The sequence below is a fragment of the Streptomyces sp. NPDC044921 genome, assembly GCF_056432865.1.
Map to the genome: position 1 here is coordinate 158,944 of NZ_JBWKIF010000010.1, position 25,776 is coordinate 184,719.

Below are 25,776 nucleotides of genomic sequence, written 5' to 3' on the forward strand. Positions count from 1 at the left end.
GTCGGCAGCCCTCACGGCACGCCGCCGGGCCCATACGTCCGGCGCGTATGGGCCCACCGTAGACCGCCCGGCGCGGCGCGGCGCGTCAGTGCCGGTGCCCGGCACCCTCCCCGCGGCCGCCGTGCTCGTGCGCCCCGTTGGTCGCCGCGATCTTCTTCCACGACTTCGGCTGCGTCACCGTCTTGGCCGCCTTGGCGACCGCCGCCGCCCGGGCCGCCGGCACCCCCGGCTTGGACGGCTGGAACAGCCACGTGTCGAACAGGGCGGCCAGCGGCTTGCCGGACACCTCCTCGGCGTAGCGCCGGAAGTCGGCGACGGACGCGTTGCCGTGGGCGTACTTCCGCGGCCAGCCCTGGAGGATCGTGAAGAACGCCTCGTCGCCGATCGCGTTGCGCAGCGCCTGCACGGCGAGCGCGCCCCGGTCGTAGACGGCGATGTCGAACTGCTCGTCCGGGCCGGGATCCCCGGGCCGCACCGTCCAGAACGGGTCGTCGGCCGGGTGCGCGGCGTACACGTAGTCGGCGAGTTCCTGCGCGGTCCCCTCGCCCTCGTGCTCGGACCACAGCCACTGCGCGTACCGCGCGAATCCCTCGTTGATCCAGATGTCCTTCCAGCCCTTGAGGGACACCACGTCCCCGTACCACTGGTGGGCCAGCTCGTGGACGACGAGGGACACGTTCGACCCGTTCGCGAAGTTCCGGGGGCTGTAGAACGGCCGGGTCTGGGTCTCCAGGGCGTACCCGGTGTTGGTGTTCGGGACGTACCCGCCGAGGGCGTTGTACGGGTAGGGCCCGAAATAGCCGCTCAGCCAGTCCACGATCTCGCCGCTGCGCTCGATGCTCGCGCGGGCCGCGCCGGCGTGGTCGCCGAGGTCCTTGCTGTAGGCGTTGACGACCGGGATGCCGCCCTCGGTCGTGCCGGTGGTGAGGTCGAACTTCCCGACGGCGAGCGTCGCGAGGTACGTGGCCTGCGGCTTGTTGGAGCGCCAGTTCCAGCGCGTCCAGCCGAGTCGTGAACTCCTCGACTGCAGCGTGCCGTTGGAGATCGCCTGGGTGCCGTCCGGGACCAGCACGGACACGTCGTAGGTGGCCTTGTCGAGCGGGTGGTCGTTGCTCGGGAACCACCAGGCGGCCGCCTCCGGCTCGTTGGCCGCGACACCGCCGTCGGGGGTGCGGTGCCAGCTGGTGAAGCCGTAGGCCCGCTTCGACGACGGCACGCCGTGGTAGCGCACGACGACCGTGACGGACGCGCCCTTGGCCAGCGGGGTCTTCGGCGTGATCTCCAGCTCGTGCTCGCCGGAGGTCGTGAAGGAGGCCTTGACCCCGTTGACACGCACCTCGTCGACGTCCAGCAGGAAGTCGAGGTTGAAGCGCGACAGGTCCTGGGTGGTGCGGGCCACCAGGGTGGCCGTGCCCTCCAGTTCGTCCGTGGCCGGCTGGTACTTCAGCCGGAGGTCGTAGTGGGAGACGTCGTATCCGCCGTTGCCGTAGGCCGGGTAGTAGGGGTCGCCGATACCCGGCGCGCCGGGGGAGTGGGGGGCGGCCGACGCCGGGATCGCCAGCAGGAGAACGGCCGCCGCCAGGGCTCCCGGCACGATGATTCTGCGGTGCACGCAAGGCTCCAAGTCGTAGGTGCCGAAGTCTGTCCGGAGCCTATTGACTCCCTGTGCCTCTGGTCATGTCCATGGCCCCCGCTGTCACACGATCGCCATTCGGCCGACATGGGACACCCGCCCCCGGAGCACTTCCGGACACGCCGGTCCGTCAGCGGCCCTCTTCTGAACAGGAGTTCACCGATGTACCGTCCGGCGCATGCCGAAACGCACGCGCTTCACGACCTGGAGACCGCTCGCGACGGCGGCCACGGCCGCCCTGATGGCCACCCTGCTCACCCCGGCGGCCGCCCAGGCCGCCCCCAGCGGGAGCGAGCCCGTCCACTCCTACGAGAACGCCATCCGCGAGGCCGTCTGGGTGGACACCGGACTCGACGGCGACGGCGACGGAAGGGCCGACCGGGTCGCCGTCGACATCGTCCGCCCCCGCGAACCCGCCGCCCGGGGCCGCAAGGTCCCCGTCATCATGGACGCCAGCCCGTACTACTCCTGCTGCGGGCGCGGCAACGAGAGCCAGAAGAAGACGTACGACGGACACGGCGACGTCGTGCGGATGCCGCTGTTCTACGACAACTACTTCGTCCCGCGCGGCTACGCCGTCGTCGGCGTCGACCTGGCCGGAACCAGTCGCTCGGACGGCTGCGTCGACGTCGGCGGCCGCTCCGACGTCCGGTCGGCCAAGGCCGTCGTCGACTGGCTGAACGGCCGCGCCAAGGCCTACACCACCCGCACCGGCAGCACCCGCGCCCAGGCCGGCTGGACCAACGGCCGCACCGGCATGATCGGCAAGAGCTGGGACGGCACCATCGCCAACGGCGTCGCCGCCACCGGCGTGGAGGGCCTGGAGACCATCGTCCCGATCAGCGCCATCTCCTCCTGGTACGACTACTACTTCCAGCAGGGCGCCCCGCTGTACGACTCCGGCCCCGACTGGCTCTCGAACTACGTCAACAGCCCCGACGCCCGCGCCACGTGCGCAGCCGTGCAGCGCAAGCTCGTCGACGGCGCCCCGCGCAGCGGCGACCTGACCCCGCTGTGGGCCGAGCGCGACTACGTGAAGGCCGCGCGCAAGGTCAAGGCCAGCGTCTTCCTCGTCCACGGCCTGCAGGACCTCAACGTCCGCATGAAGCACGTCGGCCAGTGGTGGGACGCCCTCGCGAAGAACGGCGTCGACCGCAAGATCTGGCTGTCGCAGACCGGCCACGTCGACCCCTTCGACTTCCGGCGCGCGGAATGGGTCGAGACCCTGCACCGCTGGTTCGACCACGAGCTCATGGGCTACGCCAACGGCATCGACCGCCAACCCATGGCCGACATCGAACGCGCGCCCGACCAGTGGACCACCTCCCGGACCTGGCCGCCGAGCGGCACCCGCGCCGCCACCCTGCGCCCCGGCCCGGGCACCCAGCACGGCGTCGGCACCCTCGGCCTGCACCGCCGCCACGGCACCGCGACCGTCACCGACGACCCCGCGCTGAGCGAGACCGACTGGGCCGCGCGCATCGACCGGCCGACACCGGAGAAGGCCGGCTTCGTCACCGGGCCGCTCACCCGCGACCTGCGCCTGTCCGGCTCCTCCGAGGTGACCGTCACCGCCACGCCCTCCACCCCGACGGCCCACCTCTCCGCCGTCCTCGTGGACATCGGCCCCGCGACCATCCGCGACTACGCCGACCCGGGCGAGGGCATCACCACGCTCACCGACCGCACCTGCTGGGGCGCGAGCACCGCCGGCGACAGCGCCTGCTTCAAGGAGACGAGGGCGAAGACCGCCGACGTCGACTACACGATCGTCAGCCGCGGCTGGGCCGACCTGGGCAACCACGCCTCCGACTCCAAGGGCGCCCCCCTCACCCCGGGCAAGCGGTACACGATCACCCTCGACCTGGCGGCCACCGACCACGTCGTGCCGAAGGGCCACCGCCTGGCGCTGATCGTGGCCGGCACCGACAAGGACCTCATCGACCCTCCCGCCGACCGGCCGACCCTGAAGCTCGACCTCGCCCGCACCTCGGCACGCGTGCCGTTCGCCGGCGGGGCCGCCGCCTTCGCCCGCGCCACCGCGGGCGCCGCGTCCGCCGTGCCCGGCGCCTCCCTCCTGGACGGCGTACGGGAGCCGCGCACCACCCACCGCGTCCCGGGGGGAACCCAGTGATCCGCGTCCGCGCCCTGACCCTGACCGCCGCTGCGCTCGCCGCGTCCCTGGTCGCCGTCCCGGCCGAGGCGAGCGTCCCGGACTCACCGCCGCGCACCGGTTTCGAGCAGACGAACGGCGCCCGCTGGACCACCCAGCCCGAGGAGCGGGACTTCCTCCGGGCCGTGGACCGGGCGAGCAGCCGTGTCTCCGTGTCCCGCTTCGGCACGACCGAGCAGGGCCGGCCCCTCCAGCTCGTCCGGATCGGCACCCGGCCCACTCCGAACAAGGTGCTGCTCGTCTGCAGCCAGCACGGCGACGAGCCCTCCGGCCGCGAGGCCTGCCTCACCACGATCCGCGACCTCGCGTACGCCCGGGACAGCCGCACCCGGCGCTTCCTGGAGCGCACCACGGTCCTCGTCGTGCCCACCGCCAACCCCGACGGCCGGGCCGCCGGCACCCGCGGCAACGGCGACGGCGTCGACATCAACCGCGACCACCTCGCCCTGAAGACCGCCGAGGGCCGCGCCCTGGCCGCCGTGATCCGCGACCACCGCCCGGACCTCGTCTACGACCTGCACGAGTACGGCGCCACACCGCCGTACTACGACAAGGCCCTGTTCGACCTCTGGCCGCGCAACCTCAACACCCACGACGCGGTCCACGAGGAGGCGCGGACCCTGTCCGAGGCGTACGTCCGGCCCGCCGCGCGGCGGGCGGGCCACTCCACCGGCACCTACGGCATCTGGACCGACCCCGGGACGGGCGAGCCGATCCGGCAGGTCGCCGGGGACGGGCAGGAGCGCATCCTGCGCAACATGTCCGGTGTGAAGCACTCGGTCGGCCTGCTCATCGAGAGCCGCGTCGACCCGCTCACCGACGCCGAGAAGGCCGACGAGGCGCTGAACAACCGGCGCCGGGTCACCTCGCAACTGGCCGCTCTGCAAGGCCTGTTCGCCTACTCCGACGAGCGCCGCGGCCGGATCGAGGCGGCCACGGGCCGGGCCCGTCTCGCCGGGTACGCCACCAGCGGCCCCGTCTACGTCGGCGGCGCCGACAACGACCCGCCCGAACCGGCCGACGTCATCGCGGACCCGCCCTGCGGCTACCGGCTCACGGCCGCCCAGTTCGCCGAGGTGGGCGACGAACTCGCCCTGCACGGCGTGCGCGTACGCAAGGACGCCGAGGGCGTGCTCGTGCCCGTGCGCCAGTCGCTGCGGGCGCTCGTCCCCCTGCTGCTCGACGACCGGGCCGAGTACCACCTCACAAGAGGTTCACGCGAAACAAGGTGCTGAGGGGGGTGAAAATCCGCCACACGTGGTAGCAGCGTTACGGAGGAACCGATTCTCCCAGCTGTTTCGATGAAAGGTGCCGCCTGTGACGCGAGAACGACCAAGCGACAAGGACTCCCACGAGGGAGCCGCGCTGCCGGGGTCGGAAGCGGGCCTGCCCGGCCGGAACCGGCCGCAGACCGACCGCATCGTCTTCGGCGTCACAGCGGTGCTCACCCTCGCCTTCGTGGTCTGGGGCGCCGCGGCGACCGACTCGCTCGAAGACGTCTCCACCAGCATGCTCAGCGGCCTGATGCACAACGGCGGCTGGGCGTTCATGCTGGCCGCCTCCGGCTTCGTCGTGTTCGCCCTGTGGCTCGCGGTCAGCCGCTACGGCCGTATCCACCTGGGTGCCGAAGGCGAGGAGCCGGAGTTCCGCACGGTCTCCTGGGTCGCCATGATGTTCAGCGCCGGCATGGGCATCGGCCTGATGTTCTACGGCGTGAGCGAGCCGCTGTCGCACTACACGACGGCACCGCCGGGCACCGACCCGGCCGACTCCGGCGAACGCATGGAGACGGCCATGGCGACCACCCTGTTCCACTGGACGCTCCACCCCTGGGCGATCTACGCCGTGGTGGGCCTCGCCATCGCCTACAGCACCTTCCGCAGGCGCAGGCGGCAGACCATCAGCGCCGTGTTCACCCCGCTCATCGGCACGAAGAACGCGAACGGCGCCGCCGGGCGGGTCATCGACATCCTCGCGATCGTCGCGACCGTCTTCGGCTCCGCCGCCTCCCTGGGGCTCGGCGCGCTGCAGATCGGCTCCGGTGTGCAGGAGCTGGACTGGATGGACGAGGTGAGCACCGGGCTGCTCGTCGTGATCATCGCGGTGCTGACCCTGGCCTTCGTCGCGTCCGCGGTGTCGGGCGTGGAGAAGGGCATCCAGTGGCTGTCCAACACGAACATGGTTTTGGCGCTCGTGCTCGCCCTGTTCGTGTTCGTCGCCGGGCCGACCGTCATCGTCCTGGACCTGCTGCCCACCTCGGTCTTCGCCTACCTCGGCGACCTGCCCCAGCTGGCCGGGCGCACGGAGGCCAGCGGCGGCGAGGGCGTCGCGGACTGGCTGGGCAGCTGGACCGTCTTCTACTGGGCGTGGTGGATCTCCTGGACGCCCTTCGTCGGCATGTTCATCGCCCGCATCAGCCGGGGCCGCACCATCCGGCAGTTCGTCGGCGGTGTCATCCTCGTGCCCAGCACGGTCAGCCTGATCTGGTTCGCCGTCTTCGGCGGCTCGGCGATGAAGCTGCAGGAGCAGGGGCGGCTGGGCAAGGAGACGACCCCCGAGGGCCAGCTCTTCGGCGTGCTCCAGCAGTTCCCGGTCGCCACCGTGACCAGCCTGCTCGTGATGGTTCTGGTGGGCATCTTCTTCGTCTCGGGCGCCGACGCCGCCTCGATCGTCATGGGCAGCCTGTCGCAGAAGGGCGCGCTCGAACCGGGCCGTCTGGTCGTGGTGTTCTGGGGCGTGGTCACCGGCGCCGTCGCCGCGATCATGCTGATGGTCGGCAGCGGGCAGGGCGACGCCCTGACGGGCCTGCAGAACCTCACGATCCTCGCGGCGGCACCGTTCGTCGTCGTCATGACCTTCATGTGCGTCGCCCTCATGCGCGACCTGCGCCGCGACCCGGTCATCGTGCGCGAGCAGATGGGGTCCGAGGCCGTCGAGCAGGCCGTGATCGAGGGGCACAGGAAGTACGACGGCGAGTTCGAGTTCCGCGTCGGCCCGGGCCGCGGCCCGGACGTCGAAGGGGATCCGATCGGCAAGCACTGACCCGAGGGTCCAGGGCGCCCCGGCACTTCCACCCGGGGCGCCCCGGCCGTCCCCGCCGGCCCTCCCTCAGCCGGTGACCAGCCGCGCCGCCTCCCGCGCGCACCCCCACGCCACCGTGACACCCGCGCCCCCGTGGCCGTAGTGGTGCACCAGCGGCCGGCCGTCCGGCAGGGCCGCGCGCTCCAGGCGGACCGCCGGGCGGGCGGGGCGCAGCCCGACCCGGTGTGCCAGCACCCTCGCCCCGGCGACCTCCGGGCGCAGCGCCGCGCAGCGCTCGACGATCGCCGCGGCCGTCGCGGGGTCGGGCTCCAGGGACCACGCGTCCTCTTCCGCGGTACCGCCGAGGACGAGTCCGCCCGGCTGCGGGAACAGGTAGGCGTACTCCCCGGCCGCGTCACGGGAGACCAGCCACGTGTCGATCCCGGGGTTCTCCACGACGACCAGCTGGCCGCGCACCGGCCGCACCGACGGGTCGGGCACCAGCTCCCGGGCCGCCAGTCCCGTGCAGTTGACCACGACCGGCGCGTCGGCCTCCGCGAACGAGCGCACCGCACGCGCCTCGACCACCCCGCCCGCCGCTTCGAACCGCTCCCGCAGCCACGCCAGGTGCACCGGCATGTCGATGAGCGGCAGCCGGGCCCGCACGCCCGTACCCGCGTACTCCCCGGCCGTGCTCGCCCGCAGCCCCGGCACCCACGCCGCCAGCCAGCCGGCCACCTCGTCGAGCCGGGTCTCGCCCAGTACCCCTTCGACCATGCGTACGCCGGTCCGCCCGGGCCGCCCGGCCAGTTCCTCGTACACCTCCAGCGACCGCAGGGCCCACGCCCGCGCCTGCCCGGCGGGCTCGATCCGGTACGGCCACCACAGCGCACCGGCAACGGCGGAGGTGGTCGCCTCGGCGGCGTCCCGCGTCCACAACCGCACCCGCCGCCCGCCCTCGGCGAGGACCACCGCGGTCGTCAGCCCGACGACCCCGCCACCGACGACCACGACCTCGTCACTCTGTTCGCCTGCCATGGCCGGACCGTAGCGGAATCGGTCATGCCGTGCTCACATCACGCCGCGTGTGGGGATACTCACCCCATGTGCGCCGAGTACGCCCAGTACACGACCTTCGGCCTGGCACCCGCGATGCGGGCCGGCGGAGTTCTGACGGACGGTGGTTACCAGGTCCACCGGGACTTCCTGGACTTCATCGTCGACGGACGCCCGCTGCTGTTCCGGCTCTCCGACCTCGACGCGGTCTCCCCGCTCGCCTCCGACGTCCCACCCGCGATCTTCACCGCCCAGGTCCGCAGCCTGCTCCTGGAGAGCCCGGCCCCGCTGCCGGGCGGCCGGTACATCGTCTACGGCTGCCCGGAGTGCGAGGACCTGGCCTGCGGCGCCGTCACCGCGGTGATCCACCGCGACGGCGAGGACGTCATCTGGCGGGACTTCGCCTGGCAGACCGACGAACACGCCGACCTCGAACGCAACGGCTACCAGGGCATCGGCCCGTTCCGCTTCCGCGGCGGCGCGTACCGCACGGCCCTGACCGCGCTGCTCGACGGCTCCGCCCCGGACCCCCGCCGCCGCGTCCTGCTGATCGGTGCCCGCGTCGCCGTCCTGCCCAGGCTCGCCGCCGCGTTGCGCACCATCGGCGTCGGCGCCGACATCGCCCACGACGCCCGTGCGGTGCCCGCCGAGGAACTGCGCGGCTACGGCGCCGTCGCCTTCGCCCCGGGCACCGGCGAGCGGGAACGTGCCGCCGTCCGCCGCGCCTTCGCGCACGCCCGGGTCCCGGTCGCGTACGTCGACGGTCTCGCCCCGATCGTCCCCCTCCTCGTCGCGCAGATCGAACACGCCCTGGACCGCAGCCCGGCCGCGCAACGCCGCCTCACCGCCCTGACCGCCTACGGCGACGGCGCGGACGTCGAGGTCACCTCCACCTGCCGGGTCACCCTCACCGCGTACCGCGTCGACCGGCTCTCCCGCACCCACACCCACGACCTCTTCGACGGCGTCCTGGAACCCGGCCGCCACCGCCTCGCCCTGGAGGCGAAGGCGCTCAAGGGGCGGTCCTTCCTCGTCGCCCGCACCACCGGAAGCGTCCTGGCCACCGCCGTGACCCACGGAGCGGCCCACTAGGATCGGCGCTCTGATGACTGCCACCCTCGTCGCCAAGAACCTTGCCGCCGGCCACGGCGACCGCGCCCTGTTCACCGGGCTCGACCTCGTCGTCGCGCCCGGCGACGTCATCGGCCTGGTCGGCGCCAACGGCGCGGGCAAGTCCACCCTGCTGCGGATGCTCGCCGGTCTCGCCGCCCCCGAGCAGGGCGAACTGCGCCTGTCCCCGCCGACCGCCACCGTCGGCCACCTGCCCCAGGAGCCCGACCGCCGGCCCGGCGAGACGGTCCGGGCGTTCCTGGCCCGCCGCACCGGCGTCGCCGAGGCCCAGCGGCTCATGGACGAGGCGACGCAGGCCCTGGTCGACGAGGTACCGGGCGCCGACGACGCCTACGCCACGAGCCTGGAGCGCTGGCTCGGCCTCGGCGGCGCCGACCTCGACGAGCGCGCCGAGGAGGTCACCGACTCCCTCGGCCTCGCGATCGACCTGGACCAGCCGATGACCTCCCTGTCCGGCGGCCAGGCCGCCCGCGCCTCACTCGCCTCCCTCCTGCTGTCCCGCTACGACGTCTTCCTCCTCGACGAGCCGACCAACGACCTCGACCTGGACGGCCTGGAGCGCCTCGAACGCTTCGTCGGTGGCCTGCGCGCCGGCACGGTGGTGGTCAGCCACGACCGCGAGTTCCTCACCCGCACCGTCACCAAGGTCCTCGAACTCGACCTCGCCCAGGGCGAGATCAACCTCTACGGCGGTGGCTACGAGGCCTACCTGGAGGAGCGGGACGTCGCCCGCCGGCACGCCCGCGACGAGTACGAGGAGTACGCCGACAAGAAGGCGGCCCTCCAGGACCGCGCGCAGACGCAGCGCTCCTGGATGGACAAGGGCGTGAAGAACGCGCGCCGCAAGGCGGGCGGCGACAACGACAAGATCGGCCGCAAGTTCCGCAGCGAGGCCAGCGAGAAGCAGGCCGCGAAGGCCCGCCAGACCCAGCGCATGATCGAACGACTGGACGTCGTGGAGGAGCCCCGCAAGGAGTGGGAACTGCGCATGGAGATCGCCTCGGCGCCCCGCTCGGGCGCCGTCGTCGCGACCCTGCGGGACGCCGAGGTGCGCCGCGGGGGCTTCGTCCTCGGCCCGGTGTCCCTCCAGATCGACTGGGCGGACCGGGTGGCGGTGACCGGCGCGAACGGCGCCGGCAAGTCCACGCTGCTCGCCGCCCTGCTCGGCCGCGTCCCGCTGGACGCCGGGCACGCCGCGCTCGGCTCGGGCGTCCTGCTCGGCGAGGTCGACCAGGCCCGCGAGCTGTTCCACGGCGAGCAGACGCTGCTCGACGCCTTCCGCGCGGCCGTCCCGGACACCGAACCGGTCGAGGTTCGCACCCTGCTGGCCAAGTTCGGCCTCAAGAGCGATCACGTCCTGCGCCCCGCGGCGACCCTCTCCCCGGGCGAGCGCACCCGGGCCGCCCTGGCGCTGCTCCAGGGCCGGGGCGTCAACCTCCTGGTCCTCGACGAGCCGACGAACCACCTTGACCTGCCGGCCATCGAGCAGCTGGAGTCGGCCCTCGACGCCTACGAGGGCACCCTCCTGCTGGTCACCCACGACCGCCGCATGCTGGACGCCGTGCGCGTCACACGCCGCCTGGAGGTGGCGGACGGCAAGGTGACCGAGCGCTAGGCAGCGGCCAGCCGCCGTGCGAGGGAGGGGTGGTCGACGACGAACCCCTCCTCGTCGAACTCCAGGTCGCCGCGGACGTCACCGGAGGCGAACCGGACCCGTCCCGGCCGCAGATGCGTGTACGTCTGCCGCGACGGCCGCACCGTCAGGTCCGGCACGGACACCCGGGCCATCAGGAGCTCCAGCTCGCCCGGTCCGCGCAGGAGCCCGTGCCGCAGCACCGGCATGGAGGTGGTCAGCGGGGACAGCCCGAGAGCGCAGTCGAGGGCCCCGTCGACCTCCTGGAGCCGCTCGCCGTCCACGGTCCACCCGCCCCCGCCGTCGTGGAGCAGGTCGAGCGCGCGGCTGCCGGCGGCGGAGTCGACCGTCACCCGCAGCCGACGGGTGACGAACCCGTCGGCGGTGTCCAGGTCGTACGTGACCCAGTAGGGCTCCGGCGCGGTCCCGACGGCCCGCCCGCGCGCCCGCAGCACGCCGTCCCGCACCTGGGCCCAGGCGGTCTCGAACCCCCGGCTCGCGAGCACTTCCCAGGTGAGGACGCGTGCAGCGGACATAACGCCCAGTGTAGAACCGCCCCCGCGAAGCCGTCAGCGACGGCCGTTCCCGGGATCGGCCAGACCGGCCCGGCGCAGGGCGTCGGCCATCGCACTGTTCGCCGGCGCCGCCGCCTGCCGCGACCCGCCGCCCTGGCGCTGCTGCGGCGGACGCCCGCCGCGCTGGCGGCGCTCCCCGGAGCCGTCGCCCTTCCCGCCCTGCGGGGCCGCCTCGTCGTCCAGGCGCAGCGTCAGCGAGATCCGCTTGCGCGGGATGTCGACGTCGAGCACCTTCACCTTGACGATGTCGCCCGGCTTGACCACGTCCCGCGGGTCCTTGACGAACGTCCTGGACATGGCGGACACGTGCACCAGGCCGTCCTGGTGCACGCCGACGTCGACGAACGCCCCGAAGGCGGCGACGTTGGTCACGACGCCCTCCAGGACCATGCCGGGAGACAGGTCGGAGATCTTCTCGACGCCCTCCTTGAAGGCGGCCGTCCTGAAGGCCGGACGCGGGTCGCGGCCCGGCTTCTCCAGCTCTCTGAGGATGTCGGTCACCGTCGGCAGGCCGAACGACTCGTCGACGAAGTCCTGCGGCCTCAGCGAGCGCAGCACCGCCGTGTTGCCGATGAGCGCGGCGACCTCCTGCCCGGTCGTCTTCACCATGCGCCGGACCACCGGGTAGGCCTCCGGGTGCACGCTCGACGCGTCCAGCGGGTCGTCGCCACCGCGGATGCGCAGGAAGCCCGCGCACTGCTCGTACGCCTTCGGGCCGAGCCGCGCCACCTTCTTCAGCTGGCCGCGGGAGGTGAACGGGCCGTTCTGGTCGCGGTGCGCCACGATGTTCTCGGCGAGGCCGGAGGTGATGCCGGAGACCCGGGCGAGCAGCGGCGCGGAGGCCGTGTTGACGTCCACGCCCACGCCGTTCACGCAGTCCTCCACCACCGCGTCCAGCGAACGCGACAGCTTCACCTCGGACAGGTCGTGCTGGTACTGGCCGACGCCGATCGACTTCGGGTCGATCTTCACCAGCTCGGCGAGCGGGTCCTGGAGCCGGCGGGCGATCGACACGGCACCGCGCAGCGACACGTCCATGTCGGGCAGCTCCTGCGAGGCGAACGCCGACGCCGAGTACACCGACGCGCCGGCCTCCGAGACCATCACCTTCGTGAGGTTCAACTCCGGGTGCTTGGCGATGAGTTCCCCGGCGAGCTTGTCGGTCTCGCGCGAGGCCGTGCCGTTGCCGATGGCGATCAGCTCGACCGCGTGCTCCTTCGCCAGCCGGGCCAGCCTGGCGATGGCCTCGTCCCACCGGTTGGCCGGGACGTGCGGGTGGATGACGTCGGTGGCGACGACCTTGCCGGTCGCGTCGACCACGGCGACCTTCACGCCGGTACGGAAGCCGGGGTCCAGGCCGAGCGTCGCGCGCGTGCCCGCCGGGGCGGCGAGCAGCAGGTCGCGCAGGTTCGCCGCGAAGACCCGCACCGCCTCGTCCTCGGCGGCCGTGCGCAGCCGCAGTCGGAGGTCGATGCCCAGGTGGACGAGGATGCGGGTGCGCCACGCCCAGCGGACCGTGTCCGCCAGCCACTTGTCGGCGGGGCGGCCCCGGTCGGCGATCCCGAACCGGTGCGCGACGATCCCCTCGTACGACGACGGGCCGTCCGTCGGCTCCTCGGGCTCCAGGACGAGGTCGAGGACCTCCTCCTTCTCCCCGCGCAGCAGCGCCAGGACGCGGTGCGAGGGCAGCTCGGTGAACGGCTCGGCGAAGTCGAAGTAGTCGGCGAACTTCGCGCCGGCCTCCTCCTTGCCCTCCCGCACCTTGGCGGCCAGCCGCCCGCGCACCCACATGCGCTCGCGCAGCTCGCCGATCAGGTCGGCGTCCTCGGCGAACCGCTCGGTGAGGATCGCCCGGGCGCCGTCGAGGGCCGCCTGCGGGTCGGCCACGCCCTTGTCCGCGTCGACGAACGCGGCGGCCGCGGCGAGGGGCTCGACGGTCGGATCGCCGAGCAGTCCGTCCGCCAGCGGCTCCAGACCCGCCTCGCGCGCGATCTGCGCCTTGGTGCGCCGCTTGGGCTTGTACGGGAGGTAGATGTCCTCCAGGCGCGCCTTCGTCTCGGCGCCCCGGATCCGGGCCTCGAGCTCGCCGGTGAGCTTGCCCTGCTCGCGCACCGAGTCCAGGATCGCGGCCCGCCGCTCCTCCAGCTCCCGCAGGTAGCGCAGGCGCTCCTCGATCGCGCGCAGCTGCGCGTCGTCGAGCATCTCGGTGGCTTCCTTGCGGTAGCGGGCGATGAAGGGCACCGTCGAACCGCCGTCGAGCAGTTCCACGGCGGCCCTGACCTGCCGCTCCCGTACGCCGAGTTCCTCGGCGATCCTGCTTTCGATGGACCCTACGCTGATGGACCCGTTGGACCCGGGTGTCGTCACGATCCCGTACCGCCTTCTCCACTGAGGTTGCGCGGCAATTGTGGCAGGTGACACCGACACCCGGGGTCAGGGCGGCACGCGGCGGGGCCGCCGGTCCGGTCAGGCCCTGCGGCTGCGGGTGGAGGACGAGGCCCCGCCGAACAGCCGGGCCAGGGCCCGGAAGGGCAGCGTCACGACGGTGGCGATGGCCCCGCCGATCTGGCGCAGCACGTCTGCGATAGCACGGAACACGAAAATCCCCTTTCTCCGCTCCCGGCCGCGACGGCCGGTGGAGAGCGAGTACCGCGCAGCCGCCATACCATGCGTCCCGGCCGGACGGGCCTGCCGGGCACGGTCGCGAGCGGGACCGGAGCGGGCGCCTGCGGGCCCCGTCAGCCCTTGCCGATCAGGTCCGCCGGGTTGGCCCCCGCCAGGACCGCGGCCCGCGCGAACCCACCGCCCAGCTCGGTCAGCCGGGCCACGCCCCGCGGGCCCAGGTGCTCGTACGGGGCCCGGTCGAGGCGGTCCGTCTCCTGCTCGATCTCGCCGCGCAGGGCGGCGCCCCGCTCGGTGAGCTCGCCGTGCCCGTCCAGCAGCCCGCGCTCGCGCAGCCGGTCCGAGGCCGCGTCCCACTCCTCCCGGCTCCAGCCCCGGGTGGTCACCACCCACTTCGGGGTCATGCCCTTGCCCGTCGCCGTGTGCGTCACCAGCGCCTCCAGGCCGTCCAGGCCCGCGGACACCAGGACGGCCAGGTGCCCGTCGCCCCGGTGCTCGCGCAGCAGGGTCGCCGCGTGCCAGTAGGCGAGGTGCGGCTCCTCGGGGACGGGCAGGTCGGCGTGGGCGGCGTACAGCGGCCGCGCCTCGCGCGTACAGGCCTCGGCGGCGCGCAGGGCCAGCCGGGCGGCCTCCGCCATCCCGGCCGACGCCAGGGCCTCCTCGCCCAGCAGCCGGCGCAGGGTGGCGTCCACGGCACGCGTGCGTGCGGCCAGCACCCGCCCCGGCGAAGCGGTCTCCCACACCGCGGGCACGTGCCGGGCCACCAGCTCGTACTTGTAGTTGTAGAAGGCCGCCGCGACGGGTCCCGCGCCGACCGGGCCGAAGGCGGCGGCCCGCACGGCGAAGTTCACGGCCCGGGGGTCGGTGATCCCGACCGCGCCCAGCTCCCGGCCCAGGTCCGGCGAGAAGTAGTGCGTCGCGTGCAGGGAGTTGAGCACGTTGTGGCAACGTCGGCCGGCGCGCGGCTCCCGGGCGGCAGTCGTCATGCCGCGCAGGTTACCAACCGCTTGGTATGACCTCTACGGCCGAGCGGCGCACGGCAGGAAAGGTGGGGAACTCGTCATTGCGGCCACGCACCGCTCCCGCGCACCATCGACGGCATGGCCCAGCGCACGGTTCTCGCCGTCCTCTACGACGGCGTGCAGAGTCTCGACGTCACCGGACCGGTGGAGGTCTTCGCGGGCGCGGAGCTGCTCGCCCCGGGGACGTACCGGATCCGCACGGCGTCCCTGGACGGCGCGCCGGTGCGCACCACCAGCGGCCTGACCCTGGTACCCGACACGTCCCTGACCGCCGCGCCGCACCCGGACGTCCTCCTCGTCCCCGGTGGGACGGGCGGGCTGCGCCCCGACCCGCGGCTGGTCGACTGGGTGCGCGGGCACGGGCCGCGCGCCGGAAGGCTGGTCTCGGTGTGCACCGGCGCGACCGTGCTCGCCGCTGCCGGGCTGCTGGACGGCCGGCGTGCCACGACCCACTGGGCGTACTGCGACCGGCTCGCCCGCGACCATCCGGCCGTCGAGGTCGACCCCGACCCGGTCTACGTCCGCGACGGGCACGTGGCCACCTCGGCCGGGGTCACCGCCGGCATCGACCTCGCCCTCGCGCTGGTCGAGGAGGACCTGGGCCGGGACGCGGCCCTCACCATCGCCCGGCACCTGGTGGTGTTCCTCCGCCGCCCGGGGAACCAGGCCCAGTTCAGCGCCCAGCTCGCGGCCCAGACCGCCCGGCGCGAGCCCCTGCGCGAGGTCCAGCGCCACATCGCCGAGCGCCCTGACGCCGACCTGTCCGTGGAGGCCCTCGCCGCCCGGGCCCGCCTCTCGCCCCGCCACTTCGCCCGCGCCTTCCGCGCCGAGACCGGCGTGACGCCCGGCCGCTACGTCGACCGGGCCCGCCTCGAACACGCCCGCCGCCTGCTGGAGGACACGGCGGACGGCGTCGAGGAGATCTCCCGCACCAGCGGCTACGGCACCCCGGAGGCCATGCGCCGCGCCTTCGTCAAGGCCCTGGGCACACCCCCGGCCGAGTACCGCCGCCGCTTCCGCCCGGCAGCCACGCCCTGAGCGCAGGGCGGGCGAGTCCCTCACACCGACGAAAGGGCCCCCATGCAGATCGCCATCGTCCTCTACGACCGCTTCACCGCCCTCGACGCCGTCGGCCCCTACGAGACCCTGGGGCGGCTCCCGGGCGCGGAGACCGTCTTCGTCGCCGAGGAGGCAGGTCCCGTCCGGAACGACTCGGGCAGCCTCGCACTCACCGCCGACCGGGCCCTGGCCGAGGTACCGGACCCCGACATCATCGTCGTCCCGGGCGGCCCCGGCCCGCTGCCGCTGGCGCCGGACGGGCCCCTGCTCGCCTGGCTGCGCGCCGCGGACGCCACCAGCGCCTGGACGACGTCCGTGTGCACCGGCTCCCTGCTGCTCGCCGCCGCCGGACTGCTGCGGGGCCGCCGCGCGACCTCCCACTGGCTGGCCCTGGAGGAACTCGCGCGCCACGGCGCCGAGCCGACCGGGGAGCGGGTGGTCACCGACGGCAAGTACGTCACCGCCGCCGGCGTCTCCTCCGGCATCGACATGGGGCTGACCCTGCTCGGCCGGATCGCCGGCGACGACCACGCGCGGATCGTCCAGCTCGCCACCGAGTACGACCCCCAGCCGCCCTACGACGCCGGATCACCCGAGAAGGCGCCCGCGCACCTCGTCGACCTGGTCCGCACCCACGCCGGGCTCATCCTGACGTAGGCACGCTCCAGCCGAACCGAGGCCGTCTGCGCTCCAGGAAGGCGGCGACCCCCTCCGCGGCGTCGCCGCCCGCGCGTGCCTGCGCCGCCCAGTGCGCGTCCCGGTCGGTGCGGCCGTCGGCGAACTCCTTGGCCGCCGCCTGCGTCAGCTGCGAACGGGACACCAGCACCCGGGCGAACTCGGCCACCCGCTTGCCGAGTTCCCCCGCGGGCGGCACCTCGTCCACGAGACCGGTGCGCAGCGCCCGCTCCGCGTCGATCAACTCACCCGAGAACAACAGGTACTTGGCGGTGGCCGGGCCCACCAGGGACACCAGCCGCCGGGTCGAGGACGAGGGGTAGACGATGCCCAGCTTCGCGGGCGTCACCCCGAACAGCGAGCCCTCCTCGGCGAACCGCAGATCACAGGCCGCGGCCAGCTGCGCCCCGCCGCCCACGCAGTGCCCGCGGATCGCCGCGAGCGTCGGCTTCGGGAAGGCCGCGAGCGCCTCCTCGGCCCGCACCGCCAGCCCTTGCGCCTCCTCGGGGGAGCCCTTCAGCGTGGAGATGTCGGCCCCGGCGCAGAACGTCCCGCCCTCCCCGGTGAGGACGAGGGCCCGCACGCCGGGATCGCCCGCGAGTTCCCGCAGCAGCGGCGGCAGCGCGCGCCACATCGCGGCCGTCATGGCGTTGCGCTTCTCCGGGTGGCTGATGACGACCGTCGCGACCGACTCGGCCACGCTGTGCTGCAGCTGCGGATCCATGCGCGGATGCTATCCGGAGGTCAAACCCGTACAACCCGAATAGTTCGCCGAGACGGCACAACAGGGACAGGACCAGTCCCACAACTGACCGTGTCATACGCCAACGGTCAGAAGTGCTCGATAGTTGCTGACTTCTGTTCAGCCCCGGGGTCCGGAGCGCATCGTTACCAACACTCGGGGGTGTGGCGACAATCGAGCGCGAGGGTGGCGACCGGACGATGGACGACGACGGGCGCGGGTTCGGCCCACGCCCAGAGGGCGGCGCGGCGCCCCTCGGTCCCGGGCCCGCGGATCCGCTGCCGTACGAAGGGGTCTGGCGGTTCACCGCACCGTCCGTCGACGCCTCGGTCCCGCAGGCGCGGCACGCGGTACGCGACCTGCTGCGCCGCCAGGGCGTGCCGGTACCGGACGACCTGGCCCAGGGGCTGCTGCTGATCGTCTCGGAACTGGTGACGAACGCCGTGAAACACGCGGCCGTGCTCTCTCCGACGATCGCGGTCGAACTGGCCGTCGGGGCCGAGTGGCTGCGCGTGTCCGTGGAGGACAGCCACCCCTACCGGCCGACGGCTCTCGAGACCGACCACGGCAGGACCGGGGGCCGCGGCCTGATCCTGGTCCGCGAGATCACCCGCGAGGCGGGCGGCGTGTGCGAGGTCGAGTACACCGCGAGCGGCGGCAAGGTGATCTGGGCCGCCCTGCCGCTGCGGCCCGTCCGCTTCCCCTAGGCCCTGCCCCCGGACCCGCGCCTCACCAGCCGGCCGAGGTGCCCGTCAGCTCCCTGATCGCCGGGCGGGCGGCGTCCAGGACCGTCATGAACCAGGACGAGAAGGTGTCCTTGGCGTGCCGCTCCGCCAGCTCGGGCGGCGTCACGAACGCCGTCGACGCCACCTCCTCCGGGTCCGGCCGCAGCACGGCCTGCACCATGCCGACGAAGAGGTGGTTGTACTCCTGCTCCACCAGACCCGACTCCGGGTCCGGGTGGTTGTAGCGGACGGTGCCCGCCTCCGCCAGCAGGGACGGGGAGGCGCCGAGCTCCTCGAAGGTCCGCCGCGCCGCCGCCGCGAAGGGCGCCTCACCCGGGTAGGGGTGGCCGCAGCAGGTGTTGGACCACACACCGGGGGAGTGGTACTTGCCCAGCGCGCGCTGCTGGAGCAGCAGCCGGCCGTACTCGTCGAAGAGGAACACGGAGAACGCGCGGTGCAGCTGCCCGGGCGGCTGGTGGGCGGCGAGCTTCTCCGCCGTGCCGATCGTCACGCCGTCCTCGTCGACCAGTTCCAGCAAAATCGCCTCTGCGGTGCCGTTCGACGGGCTGTGCGTCGCGGTGGCAGGTGTGATCGGCATACCCATCCTTCACATCGGTCTTCGCGCCCCAAGTCTGCCGTACGAATCCGGCACTCCCGGCACTTCGCTGCCGCCCGCATGTCCCGCGCGGCGGCGCGGGAGCGCGGACTGCGCCGCTGGGGCGCCGGGGAAGGGACCCAGGTAAGGGATCGTGCCCGGCCCGATGGGCCGAAAATCGTCCCCGCGGACACGGCGGGAGCCAAGGCGCGGGCGCGCGCCGGAGGGCTGCGTACCCCGGCGCGCAGCGGTCTCCGCGCGCCCCACCCGACTCTCACGCCTCGGAAGGCTCATCACGCACGCGGTGCTTCCTCCGGCTCGGTCGCCCCAGGCCCCTCACACTGGGCGGGCCCATCGGCCGGCACGGCCCCCGCGCGCCCGGCGGCCGGGTCAGTGGCAGAGATGTGCCTCGTGCTCCGCGTGCCCGCCCGGCTCCAGCTGGAAGGTGCAGTGCTCCACGTCGAAGTGGTCGCCGAGGCAGTTCTGCAGCTCGTGCAGCATCTTCTCGTGGCCTATGGCGCTGAGCGCCTGTGAGCTGACCACGACGTGCGCCGACAGCACCGGCATGCCCGAGGTGATCGTCCACGCGTGCAGGTCGTGGACGTCCTCCACCCCGTCCGTGGCGAGGATGTGCGCCCGCACCTCGGCCATGTCGACGCCCTTGGGCGCCGCCTCCAGCAGCACGTCGAGGGTCTCGCGCAGCAGCCGCAGCGTCCGGGGCACGATCATCAGCGCGATGACGAGCGAGGCGATCGGGTCGGCAGCCTGCCAGCCCGTGAGCATGATCACGACGGCGGAGGCGATCACCGTGACCGAGCCCAGCGCGTCCGCCGCCACCTCCAGGAACGCGCCGCGCACGTTCAGGCTCTCCTTCTGGCCGCGCATCAGCAGCGCCAGCGACACCAGGTTCCCGGCCAGGCCGATCGCACCGAACAGCAGCGCCAGCCGGCCCTCGGTCTGCGCCGGGGTGAGGAAGCGCTGCACCGACTCGTACACGACGTATCCGCCCGCCCCGAGCAGCAGCAGGCAGTTGGCCAGGGCGGCGAGGATCTCGGCGCGCGCGTAGCCGAAGGTGGCCCGCTCGCTCGGCGGGCGGTTGGCGAAGTGGATCGCGAGCAGCGCCATGGCCAGGCCGAGCGCGTCCGTCGCCATGTGCGCCGAGTCCGCGACGAGCGCCAGGGAGTCGGCGAGCACGCCACCGACGATCTGGACCGCCACGATGCCGAGCGTGATCGCCAGCGCGATCCGCAACCGGCCGCGGTACGCCGAGGTCGCCGTACCCCCGCCCGGTTCGCCGTGCGCGTGCCCGTGATCGTGCCCAGCCCCCATGAAAAGCCACCCTCCCGCGTCGCCTGATCGTGCTCGGGCGCCCCAGTCAACTACGGGGAGGGGGTATGTGCAACGCGGCACTGAACACCGTTGTCATCTGCCCTGACCTGCGGAAACGATGCGCAGGTCAGGGCGCCGCCCGTCATTCGGCGGGGGTTCGGCGGATCAGGAGCCGTGGTGCAGCAGCCAGCCGCGCCAGGCCGACTCGGCCATCTCGCGCACCCCGCGCCGGGCCGTCCAGCCGAGTTCCTTGGCCGCCAGGGAGGCGGACGCCACCGCCCGGGGCGCGTCCCCCGGGCGGCGCCCCTCGACCACCGGCGGCCGCCGGTCGCCGGTGACGTCGCCGATCACGGTGATCAGCTCGCGCACCGAGACACCCTCACCGCGGCCGATGTTCACCGTCAGATCGCCCGTGACGCCGTCCCCGGCGAGCCGCCGCGCCGCCGCGAGGTGCGCCTCGGCCAGGTCGGCGACATGGATGTAGTCGCGGACGCAGGTGCCGTCCGGGGTCGGGTAGTCGTCGCCGAAGATCCGGGGCGCCTCGCCGCGGGTCAGCCGGTCGAAGACCATCGGGACGATGTTGAACACCCCGGTGTCCGCCAGCTCGGGCGCGGCCGCCCCCGCCACGTTGAAGTAGCGCAGGCACACGGTGGAGATCCCGTGGGCCCGGCCCGCGGCCCGCACCAGCCACTCCCCGGCGAGCTTGGTCTCGCCGTACGGGTTCACCGGCGCGCAGGGCGTGTCCTCCGTGATGAGGTCCACACCCGGGTCGCCGTACACCGCCGCCGACGACGAGAACACGAACCGCTCGATCCCCGCCTCCGCCACCGCGTCCAGCAGCGTCGCCAGGCCGCCGACGTTCTCCCGGTAGTAACGCGTCGGCTGCGCGACGGACTCGGCGACCTGCTTGCGCGCCGCCAGATGCACCACCCCCGTCACGCCGTGCTCCGCGAACACCCGCTTCAGCAGCGCCCCGTCGAGCGAGGAGCCCCGCACGAGCGGGACGCCGGACGGCAGTCGCGCGGGCACCCCGGCCGACAGGTCGTCCAGGGCGAGCACGCGCTCCCCGGCCTCCGTCATGGCCCTGGCCACGTGGGCCCCGATGTAGCCGGCCCCGCCGGTGATCAGCCAAGTCATGGTCGCCCACCCTATGCCGCCACCGCCGCGCGCGGCGCAATGTCCCCGATGTCCGGTACGGGCGCGGAGTTTGTGGGGCGGCCCCCGGATCCCCGATGATGATCGCGGCATGGGCTTGGGCGAACTGCGTCGATCCGCCTGCCGAACGGGTGGTGAACACGCCCTTCCCGGCATCCGATAGCCTCTGCCGACAGCCGCCCGGGAGCCACCGGCGCGGGCGCCCCCAGCATGCACACCACCGGCGTGGACGCGTCGGTACCAGGGAGTGAATTCGGTTGCCGACCGCCATCCTCACCGGTCAGCCGGTCCCCGGATCGTCGATCGAGGGCGACCTGCGGTCCCTCGGCTTCGACGTCCGGGTCGCGGCCGACGCCGCCGAGGCCGAGACCCTGCTCGCCGAGGTGCCGGGCGACGAGCGGGTCGCCCTGGTCGACGCCCGGTTCGTGGGGCACGTGCACGCGCTGCGCCTCGGCCTCACCGACCCCCGCTTCCCGCTCGCCGCGATCCCCGGCGCGGTCACCGCCCGCCCGGCCGGCCGCCAGGCCCTCACCCGCGCCATGGCCCGCGAGAACTCCGCCGGCGGCGGCACCACCCTGGTCGACAGCCTCGCCGAACGCGTCCTCGCCGCCCTGGACGCCGACGGCACGGACGTGCACCGCCCCGAGCTGGGCACCCTGGTCGCCGCCGTCCCCGCCGACCCGCAGGCCCGCAACGAGGCACGGCAGGCGGTCGCGGACGTCGACGACGAGGCCGTACGCCTGAAGTCGGCCGTGAAGGCCCGCGACGGCTTCTTCACCACCTTCTGCATCAGCCCGTACTCCCGGTACATCGCCCGCTGGTGCGCCCGCCGGGGCCTCACGCCGAACCAGGTCACCACCGCCTCGCTGCTCACCGCCCTCATAGCGGCGGCCTGCGCGGCCACCGGCACCCGCGGCGGCTTCGTCGCGGCCGGCGTCCTGCTGATCGCGTCCTTCGTGCTGGACTGCACCGACGGCCAGCTCGCCCGCTACTCCCTGCAGTACTCCACGCTCGGTGCCTGGCTCGACGCCACCTTCGACCGGGCCAAGGAGTACGCCTACTACGCCGGTCTCGCCCTCGGCGCCGCCCGCGGCGGCGACGACGTGTGGGCCCTCGCCCTCGGCGCCATGGTCCTGCAGACCTGCCGGCACGTCGTGGACTTCTCCTTCAACGAGGCCAACCACGACGCCACCGCCAACACCAGCCCCACCGCCGCCCTCTCCGACAAGCTCGACAGCGTCGGCTGGACGGTCTGGGTCCGGCGCATGATCGTCCTGCCCATCGGCGAGCGCTGGGCGATGATCGCGGTCCTCACGGCCGTCACCACCCCCCGCGTCACCTTCTACGCGCTGCTCATCGGCTGCGCGTTCGCGGCGACGTACACGACGGCGGGCCGGGTCCTGCGCTCCCTGACCCGCAAGGCCCGGCGGACCGACCGGGCCGCCGGGGCGCTGGCCGACCTGGCCGACAGCGGGCCGCTGGCGGCGGGCCTGGCCTCGGTACTGCGCAAGCTGCCCGCGAAGGGGCCGCTCGGTGCACGCGTCCTCGTCGCCCTGCCCGGCGCCGCGCTGGTGGTGCTCGCCGCCGCCCTGGAGGGCTACGGCAGCGCCCTGCCCGTCGTCCTCGCCGCGCTGTACGTCCTGACCTCCGCCGCAGCCGTCGCCCTGCCCCTCAAGGGCGCCCTCGACTGGCTGGTCCCGCCCCTGTTCCGCGCCGCCGAGTACGGCACCGTCCTCGTCCTGGCGGCGAAAGCGGACGTGAACGGGGCCCTTCCGGCGGCTTTCGGGCTGGTGGCCGCGGTCGCCTACCATCACTACGACACGGTGTACCGCATCCGCGGCAACGCCGGGGCGCCCCCCGCCTGGCTGGTGCGTTCCATCGGGGGACACGAGGGACGGACACTGCTCGTCACCGTCCTCGCCGCGCTGCTCACCGCCCCGCAGTTCACGGTCGCGCTCACGGTCCTCGCCGTGGCCGTGGCCCTGGTGGTGCTCGTCGAGAGCATCCGCTTCTGGGTCGCCGCCCACCAGGGCGGCGCACCCGCCGTACACGATGAAGGAGAACCCGCATGATCGGCCTCGTGCTGGCGGCCGGCGCCGGACGGCGTCTGCGCCCCTACACCGACAGCCTTCCCAAGGCGCTGGTGCCGGTGGGGCCCGCGGGCATAGAGGGCGAACCAACGGTTCTCGACCTGACCCTGGCCAACTTCGCCGAGGTCGGCCTGACGGAGGCCGCGATCATCGTCGGCTACCGCAAGGAGGCCGTCTACGCGCGCAAGGAGGCGCTGGAGCGGAAGTACGGCCTCAAGCTCACCCTCATCGACAACGACAAGGCCGAGGAGTGGAACAACGCCTACTCCCTGTGGTGCGGACGTGACGCCCTCAAGGACGGTGTGATCCTCGCCAACGGCGACACCGTCCACCCGGTCTCCGTCGAGAAGACGCTGCTCGCCGCCCGCGGCGACGGCAAGAAGATCATCCTCGCCCTCGACACGGTCAAGCAGCTCGCCGACGAGGAGATGAAGGTCGTCGTCGACCCCGCCAGGGGCATGACGAAGATCACCAAGCTGATGGACCCCGCCGAGGCCACCGGCGAGTACATCGGCGTCACCCTCATCGAGGGCGACGCGGCCCCCGAGCTGGCCGACGCGCTCAAGGCCGTCTGGGAGACCGACCCGCAGCAGTTCTACGAGCACGGCTACCAGGAGCTGGTCAACCGCGGCTTCCGGATCGACGTGGCGCCCATCGGCGACGTCGACTGGGTGGAGATCGACAACCACGACGATCTCGCCCGGGGACGGGAGATCGCATGCCAGTACTGACCCGGCTGATCCCCTCGCCGCTCGTCGTGGACATCCGCCCGGGTGCCCTCGACGACCTGGCGTGCGTGCTCGCCGACGAGCGCATCTCGCACTCCGGCCGCCTCGCCGTCGCCGTCAGCGGCGGCTCCGGCGCCAGGCTGCGCGAGCGCATCTCGCCCGGCATGCCCGGCGCCACCTGGTACGAGGTCGGCGGCGGCACCCTCGACGACGCGGTCCGGCTGGCCGGTGACATAAAGGCCGGCCACTACGACGCGGTCGTCGGCCTCGGCGGCGGCAAGATCATCGACTGCGCCAAGTTCGCCGCGGCACGCGTGGGCCTGCCCCTGGTCGCCGTGCCGACGAACCTCGCGCACGACGGCCTGTGCTCGCCGGTCGCCACCCTCGACAACGACGCGGGCCGCGGCTCCTACGGCGTGCCGAACCCGATCGCGGTCGTCATCGACCTGGACGTCATCCGTGAGGCCCCGGTCCGCTTCGTCCGCGCCGGCATCGGCGACGCCGTCTCCAACATCTCGGCGATCGCCGACTGGGAGCTGGCCAACCGGGTCAAGGGCGAGCGGATCGACGGCCTGGCCGCGGCCATGGCCCGCCAGGCCGGGGAGGCCGTTCTGCGGCACCCGGGCGGCATCGGGGACAACGACTTCCTCCAGGTGCTCGCCGAGGCGCTCGTCCTCAGCGGCATCGCCATGTCGGTGTCGGGCGACTCCCGGCCGTCCTCCGGGGCGTGTCACGAGATCAACCACGCCTTCGACCTGCTCTACCCGAAGCGGGCCGCCGCCCACGGCGAGCAGTGCGGCCTCGGCGCGGCCTTCGCGATGTGGCTGCGCGGGGCGCACGAGGAGTCGGCGTACATGGCCGCGGTGCTGCGCCGCCACGGCCTGCCCGTGCTGCCGGACGAGATCGGCTTCACGACGGAGGAGTTCGTCAAGGCCGTCGAGTTCGCCCCCGAGACCCGTCCCGGCCGCTACACCATCCTCGAACACCTCGACCTGAACACCGAACAGATCAAGGACACCTACACCGACTATGTCAAGGCCATCGGTAGCTGAACTACGCCCCGTCGTTCACCCCGCCGGGGTGAAGGACCGGCGCAGCGGTGAGCACTGGATGGGACGCCTCTACATGCGCGAGGTGTCCCTGCGGGTCGACCGCTACCTGGTCAACACCAGGGTCACGCCCAACCAGCTCACGTACCTGATGACCGTCTTCGGTGTGCTCGCGGCCCCGGCACTGCTCGTGCCGGGGATCCCGGGCGCCGTGCTCGGCGTCGTCTGCGTCCAGATGTACCTGCTGCTGGACTGCGTCGACGGCGAGATCGCCCGCTGGAAGAAGCAGTACTCCCTCAACGGCGTCTACCTGGACCGCGTCGGCGCCTACCTCACCGACGCCGCCGTGCTCACCGGATTCGGCCTGCGCGCCGCCGACCTGTGGGGCAGCGGCCGCATCGACTGGCTGTGGGCCTTCCTCGGCACCCTGGCCGCCCTCGGCGCCATCCTCATCAAGGCCGAGACCGACCTCGTCGGCGTCGCCCGCCACCAGGCCGGCAAGCCGCCGGTCAAGGAGGCCGCCGCCGAGATGCGCTCCTCCGGCATGGCGCTGGCCCGCCGGGCCGCCGCCGCGCTGAAGTTCCACCGCCTCATCCTCGGCATCGAGGCCTCCCTGCTCATCCTGGTCCTGGCGATCGTCGACCAGGCCCGCGGCGACCTGTTCTTCTCCCGGCTCGGCGTGGCCGTGCTGGCCGGCATCGCCCTGGTGCAGACGCTGCTGCACCTGGTCTCCATCCTCGCGTCGAGCAGGCTGAAGTGAGCG

22 protein-coding genes are annotated in these 25,776 nt (G+C 73.3%); 12 read left to right on the forward strand and 10 right to left on the reverse strand.

The window, feature by feature from the left end; translation table 11 throughout:
- Positions 1-85: 85 nt before the first annotated feature.
- Positions 86-1,612 carry a M1 family metallopeptidase gene (locus tag AC07DA_RS17945; protein WP_479129116.1) on the reverse strand — a complete coding sequence of 509 codons (1,527 nt, stop codon included), beginning with the start codon at positions 1,610-1,612 and terminating at the stop codon, positions 86-88.
- Between the two features lie 199 nt (positions 1,613-1,811).
- On the opposite strand from AC07DA_RS17945, the gene AC07DA_RS17950 reads away from it, so the two are divergent.
- The 3 genes from AC07DA_RS17950 to AC07DA_RS17960 all read left to right on the forward strand — a co-directional run bounded on the left by AC07DA_RS17950 (position 1,812) and on the right by AC07DA_RS17960 (position 6,848).
- Positions 1,812-3,767, forward strand: a complete 1,956-nt coding sequence (locus tag AC07DA_RS17950; protein WP_479129117.1) for a Xaa-Pro dipeptidyl-peptidase — start codon at positions 1,812-1,814, stop codon at positions 3,765-3,767.
- A complete protein-coding gene (locus AC07DA_RS17955; RefSeq protein ID WP_479129118.1) occupies positions 3,764-5,041 on the forward strand; it encodes a M14 family metallopeptidase in 1,278 nt (425 codons plus the stop codon). The genes AC07DA_RS17950 and AC07DA_RS17955 overlap by 4 nt, the downstream gene beginning before the upstream one ends.
- A gap of 82 nt (positions 5,042-5,123) precedes the next feature.
- Positions 5,124-6,848, forward strand: coding sequence for a BCCT family transporter (locus AC07DA_RS17960; protein WP_479129119.1), 1,725 nt, complete (start codon positions 5,124-5,126; stop codon positions 6,846-6,848).
- A gap of 66 nt (positions 6,849-6,914) precedes the next feature.
- Here the strand turns inward: AC07DA_RS17960 and AC07DA_RS17965 are convergent, their stop codons facing one another.
- A complete protein-coding gene (locus tag AC07DA_RS17965; RefSeq protein ID WP_479129120.1) occupies positions 6,915-7,865 on the reverse strand; it encodes an FAD-dependent oxidoreductase in 951 nt (316 codons plus the stop codon).
- 66 nt (positions 7,866-7,931) lie between these two features.
- Between AC07DA_RS17965 and AC07DA_RS17970 the strand changes: the two genes are divergently transcribed.
- Positions 7,932-8,975, forward strand: a complete 1,044-nt coding sequence (locus AC07DA_RS17970; protein ID WP_479129121.1) for an oxidoreductase — start codon at positions 7,932-7,934, stop codon at positions 8,973-8,975.
- A gap of 13 nt (positions 8,976-8,988) precedes the next feature.
- Complete coding sequence (locus tag AC07DA_RS17975) at positions 8,989-10,629, forward strand: ABC-F family ATP-binding cassette domain-containing protein (protein WP_479129122.1); 1,641 nt, start codon at positions 8,989-8,991, stop codon at positions 10,627-10,629.
- Here the strand turns inward: AC07DA_RS17975 and AC07DA_RS17980 are convergent.
- From AC07DA_RS17980 to AC07DA_RS17995, 4 genes are all read right to left on the reverse strand, one after another.
- Positions 10,626-11,183, reverse strand: coding sequence for a putative glycolipid-binding domain-containing protein (locus tag AC07DA_RS17980; RefSeq protein ID WP_479129123.1), 558 nt, complete (start codon positions 11,181-11,183; stop codon positions 10,626-10,628). The two genes, AC07DA_RS17975 and AC07DA_RS17980, sit on opposite strands and share 4 nt — an antisense overlap.
- Positions 11,184-11,216: 33 nt before the next feature.
- Complete coding sequence (locus AC07DA_RS17985; RefSeq protein ID WP_479129124.1) at positions 11,217-13,589, reverse strand: Tex family protein; 2,373 nt, start codon at positions 13,587-13,589, stop codon at positions 11,217-11,219.
- A gap of 99 nt (positions 13,590-13,688) precedes the next feature.
- Positions 13,689-13,820, reverse strand: coding sequence for an LPFR motif small protein (locus tag AC07DA_RS17990; protein ID WP_252100478.1), 132 nt, complete (start codon positions 13,818-13,820; stop codon positions 13,689-13,691).
- 140 nt (positions 13,821-13,960) lie between these two features.
- On the reverse strand, positions 13,961-14,830 hold the full coding sequence (locus AC07DA_RS17995) for an SCO6745 family protein (protein WP_479129125.1): 870 nt from the start codon (positions 14,828-14,830) through the stop codon (positions 13,961-13,963).
- Positions 14,831-14,944: 114 nt separating this feature from the next.
- On the opposite strand from AC07DA_RS17995, the gene AC07DA_RS18000 reads away from it, so the two are divergent.
- Positions 14,945-15,904, forward strand: coding sequence for a GlxA family transcriptional regulator (locus AC07DA_RS18000; protein WP_479129126.1), 960 nt, complete (start codon positions 14,945-14,947; stop codon positions 15,902-15,904).
- A gap of 42 nt (positions 15,905-15,946) precedes the next feature.
- Positions 15,947-16,582, forward strand: a complete 636-nt coding sequence (locus AC07DA_RS18005) for a DJ-1/PfpI family protein (protein WP_479129127.1) — start codon at positions 15,947-15,949, stop codon at positions 16,580-16,582.
- Here AC07DA_RS18005 and AC07DA_RS18010 read toward each other — a convergent pair.
- A complete protein-coding gene (locus AC07DA_RS18010) occupies positions 16,569-17,324 on the reverse strand; it encodes an enoyl-CoA hydratase/isomerase family protein (protein WP_479129128.1) in 756 nt (251 codons plus the stop codon). The genes AC07DA_RS18005 and AC07DA_RS18010 overlap by 14 nt on opposite strands.
- Before the next feature lie 218 nt (positions 17,325-17,542).
- On the opposite strand from AC07DA_RS18010, the gene AC07DA_RS18015 reads away from it, so the two are divergent.
- A complete protein-coding gene (locus AC07DA_RS18015) occupies positions 17,543-18,049 on the forward strand; it encodes an ATP-binding protein (protein ID WP_479129221.1) in 507 nt (168 codons plus the stop codon).
- 22 nt (positions 18,050-18,071) lie between these two features.
- On the opposite strand, the gene idi is transcribed toward AC07DA_RS18015, so the two are convergent.
- The 3 genes from idi to galE form a co-directional block, all read right to left on the reverse strand.
- Complete coding sequence (gene idi / locus AC07DA_RS18020) at positions 18,072-18,665, reverse strand: isopentenyl-diphosphate Delta-isomerase (protein WP_479129129.1); 594 nt, start codon at positions 18,663-18,665, stop codon at positions 18,072-18,074.
- Positions 18,666-19,052: 387 nt separating this feature from the next.
- Complete coding sequence (locus AC07DA_RS18025; protein WP_479129130.1) at positions 19,053-19,991, reverse strand: cation diffusion facilitator family transporter; 939 nt, start codon at positions 19,989-19,991, stop codon at positions 19,053-19,055.
- A gap of 165 nt (positions 19,992-20,156) precedes the next feature.
- Entirely contained in the window at positions 20,157-21,128 is a 972-nt protein-coding gene (gene galE / locus AC07DA_RS18030; RefSeq protein ID WP_479129131.1) for a UDP-glucose 4-epimerase GalE, read from the reverse strand.
- A 275-nt stretch (positions 21,129-21,403) separates the two neighbouring features.
- Between galE and AC07DA_RS18035 the strand changes: the two genes are divergently transcribed.
- From AC07DA_RS18035 to AC07DA_RS18050, 4 genes are read left to right on the forward strand one after another with little or no spacing between them, the layout of a single operon-like run.
- Positions 21,404-23,218 carry a DUF5941 domain-containing protein gene (locus AC07DA_RS18035; protein ID WP_479129132.1) on the forward strand — a complete coding sequence of 605 codons (1,815 nt, stop codon included), beginning with the start codon at positions 21,404-21,406 and terminating at the stop codon, positions 23,216-23,218.
- Positions 23,215-23,967, forward strand: a complete 753-nt coding sequence (locus AC07DA_RS18040) for a phosphocholine cytidylyltransferase family protein (RefSeq protein WP_479129133.1) — start codon at positions 23,215-23,217, stop codon at positions 23,965-23,967. The genes AC07DA_RS18035 and AC07DA_RS18040 overlap by 4 nt, the downstream gene beginning before the upstream one ends.
- The gene (locus tag AC07DA_RS18045) at positions 23,955-25,016 is read left to right on the forward strand and encodes an iron-containing alcohol dehydrogenase family protein (protein ID WP_479129134.1); all 1,062 of its coding nucleotides are present in this window, start codon (positions 23,955-23,957) and stop codon (positions 25,014-25,016) included. Before AC07DA_RS18040 ends, AC07DA_RS18045 begins: the two co-directional genes overlap by 13 nt.
- The gene (locus AC07DA_RS18050) at positions 24,994-25,773 is read left to right on the forward strand and encodes a CDP-alcohol phosphatidyltransferase family protein (RefSeq protein WP_190050440.1); all 780 of its coding nucleotides are present in this window, start codon (positions 24,994-24,996) and stop codon (positions 25,771-25,773) included. The genes AC07DA_RS18045 and AC07DA_RS18050 overlap by 23 nt, the downstream gene beginning before the upstream one ends.
- The last annotated feature ends 3 nt before the right edge of the window (positions 25,774-25,776 follow it).

Excerpts from the sequence above, each read along its gene's own strand:
- AC07DA_RS18010 (WP_479129128.1), bottom strand. The coding sequence starts at position 17,324 with ATGGATCCGCAGCTGCAGCACAGCGTGGCCGAGTCGGTCGCGACGGTC.
- AC07DA_RS18000 (WP_479129126.1), top strand. The coding sequence starts at position 14,945 with ATGGCCCAGCGCACGGTTCTCGCCGTCCTCTACGACGGCGTGCAGAGT.
- AC07DA_RS18015 (WP_479129221.1), top strand. The coding sequence starts at position 17,543 with ATGGACGACGACGGGCGCGGGTTCGGCCCACGCCCAGAGGGCGGCGCG.
- AC07DA_RS17980 (WP_479129123.1), bottom strand. The coding sequence starts at position 11,183 with ATGTCCGCTGCACGCGTCCTCACCTGGGAAGTGCTCGCGAGCCGGGGG.
- AC07DA_RS18045 (WP_479129134.1), top strand. The coding sequence starts at position 23,955 with ATGCCAGTACTGACCCGGCTGATCCCCTCGCCGCTCGTCGTGGACATC.
- AC07DA_RS17975 (WP_479129122.1), top strand. The coding sequence starts at position 8,989 with ATGACTGCCACCCTCGTCGCCAAGAACCTTGCCGCCGGCCACGGCGAC.
- AC07DA_RS17950 (WP_479129117.1), top strand. The coding sequence starts at position 1,812 with ATGCCGAAACGCACGCGCTTCACGACCTGGAGACCGCTCGCGACGGCG.
- AC07DA_RS17970 (WP_479129121.1), top strand. The coding sequence starts at position 7,932 with ATGTGCGCCGAGTACGCCCAGTACACGACCTTCGGCCTGGCACCCGCG.
- AC07DA_RS18005 (WP_479129127.1), top strand. The coding sequence starts at position 15,947 with ATGCAGATCGCCATCGTCCTCTACGACCGCTTCACCGCCCTCGACGCC.
- AC07DA_RS17965 (WP_479129120.1), bottom strand. The coding sequence starts at position 7,865 with ATGGCAGGCGAACAGAGTGACGAGGTCGTGGTCGTCGGTGGCGGGGTC.
- AC07DA_RS17995 (WP_479129125.1), bottom strand. The coding sequence starts at position 14,830 with ATGACGACTGCCGCCCGGGAGCCGCGCGCCGGCCGACGTTGCCACAAC.
- galE (WP_479129131.1), bottom strand. The coding sequence starts at position 21,128 with ATGACTTGGCTGATCACCGGCGGGGCCGGCTACATCGGGGCCCACGTG.
- AC07DA_RS18040 (WP_479129133.1), top strand. The coding sequence starts at position 23,215 with ATGATCGGCCTCGTGCTGGCGGCCGGCGCCGGACGGCGTCTGCGCCCC.
- AC07DA_RS18025 (WP_479129130.1), bottom strand. The coding sequence starts at position 19,991 with ATGGGGGCTGGGCACGATCACGGGCACGCGCACGGCGAACCGGGCGGG.
- idi (WP_479129129.1), bottom strand. The coding sequence starts at position 18,665 with ATGCCGATCACACCTGCCACCGCGACGCACAGCCCGTCGAACGGCACC.
- AC07DA_RS18050 (WP_190050440.1), top strand. The coding sequence starts at position 24,994 with ATGTCAAGGCCATCGGTAGCTGAACTACGCCCCGTCGTTCACCCCGCC.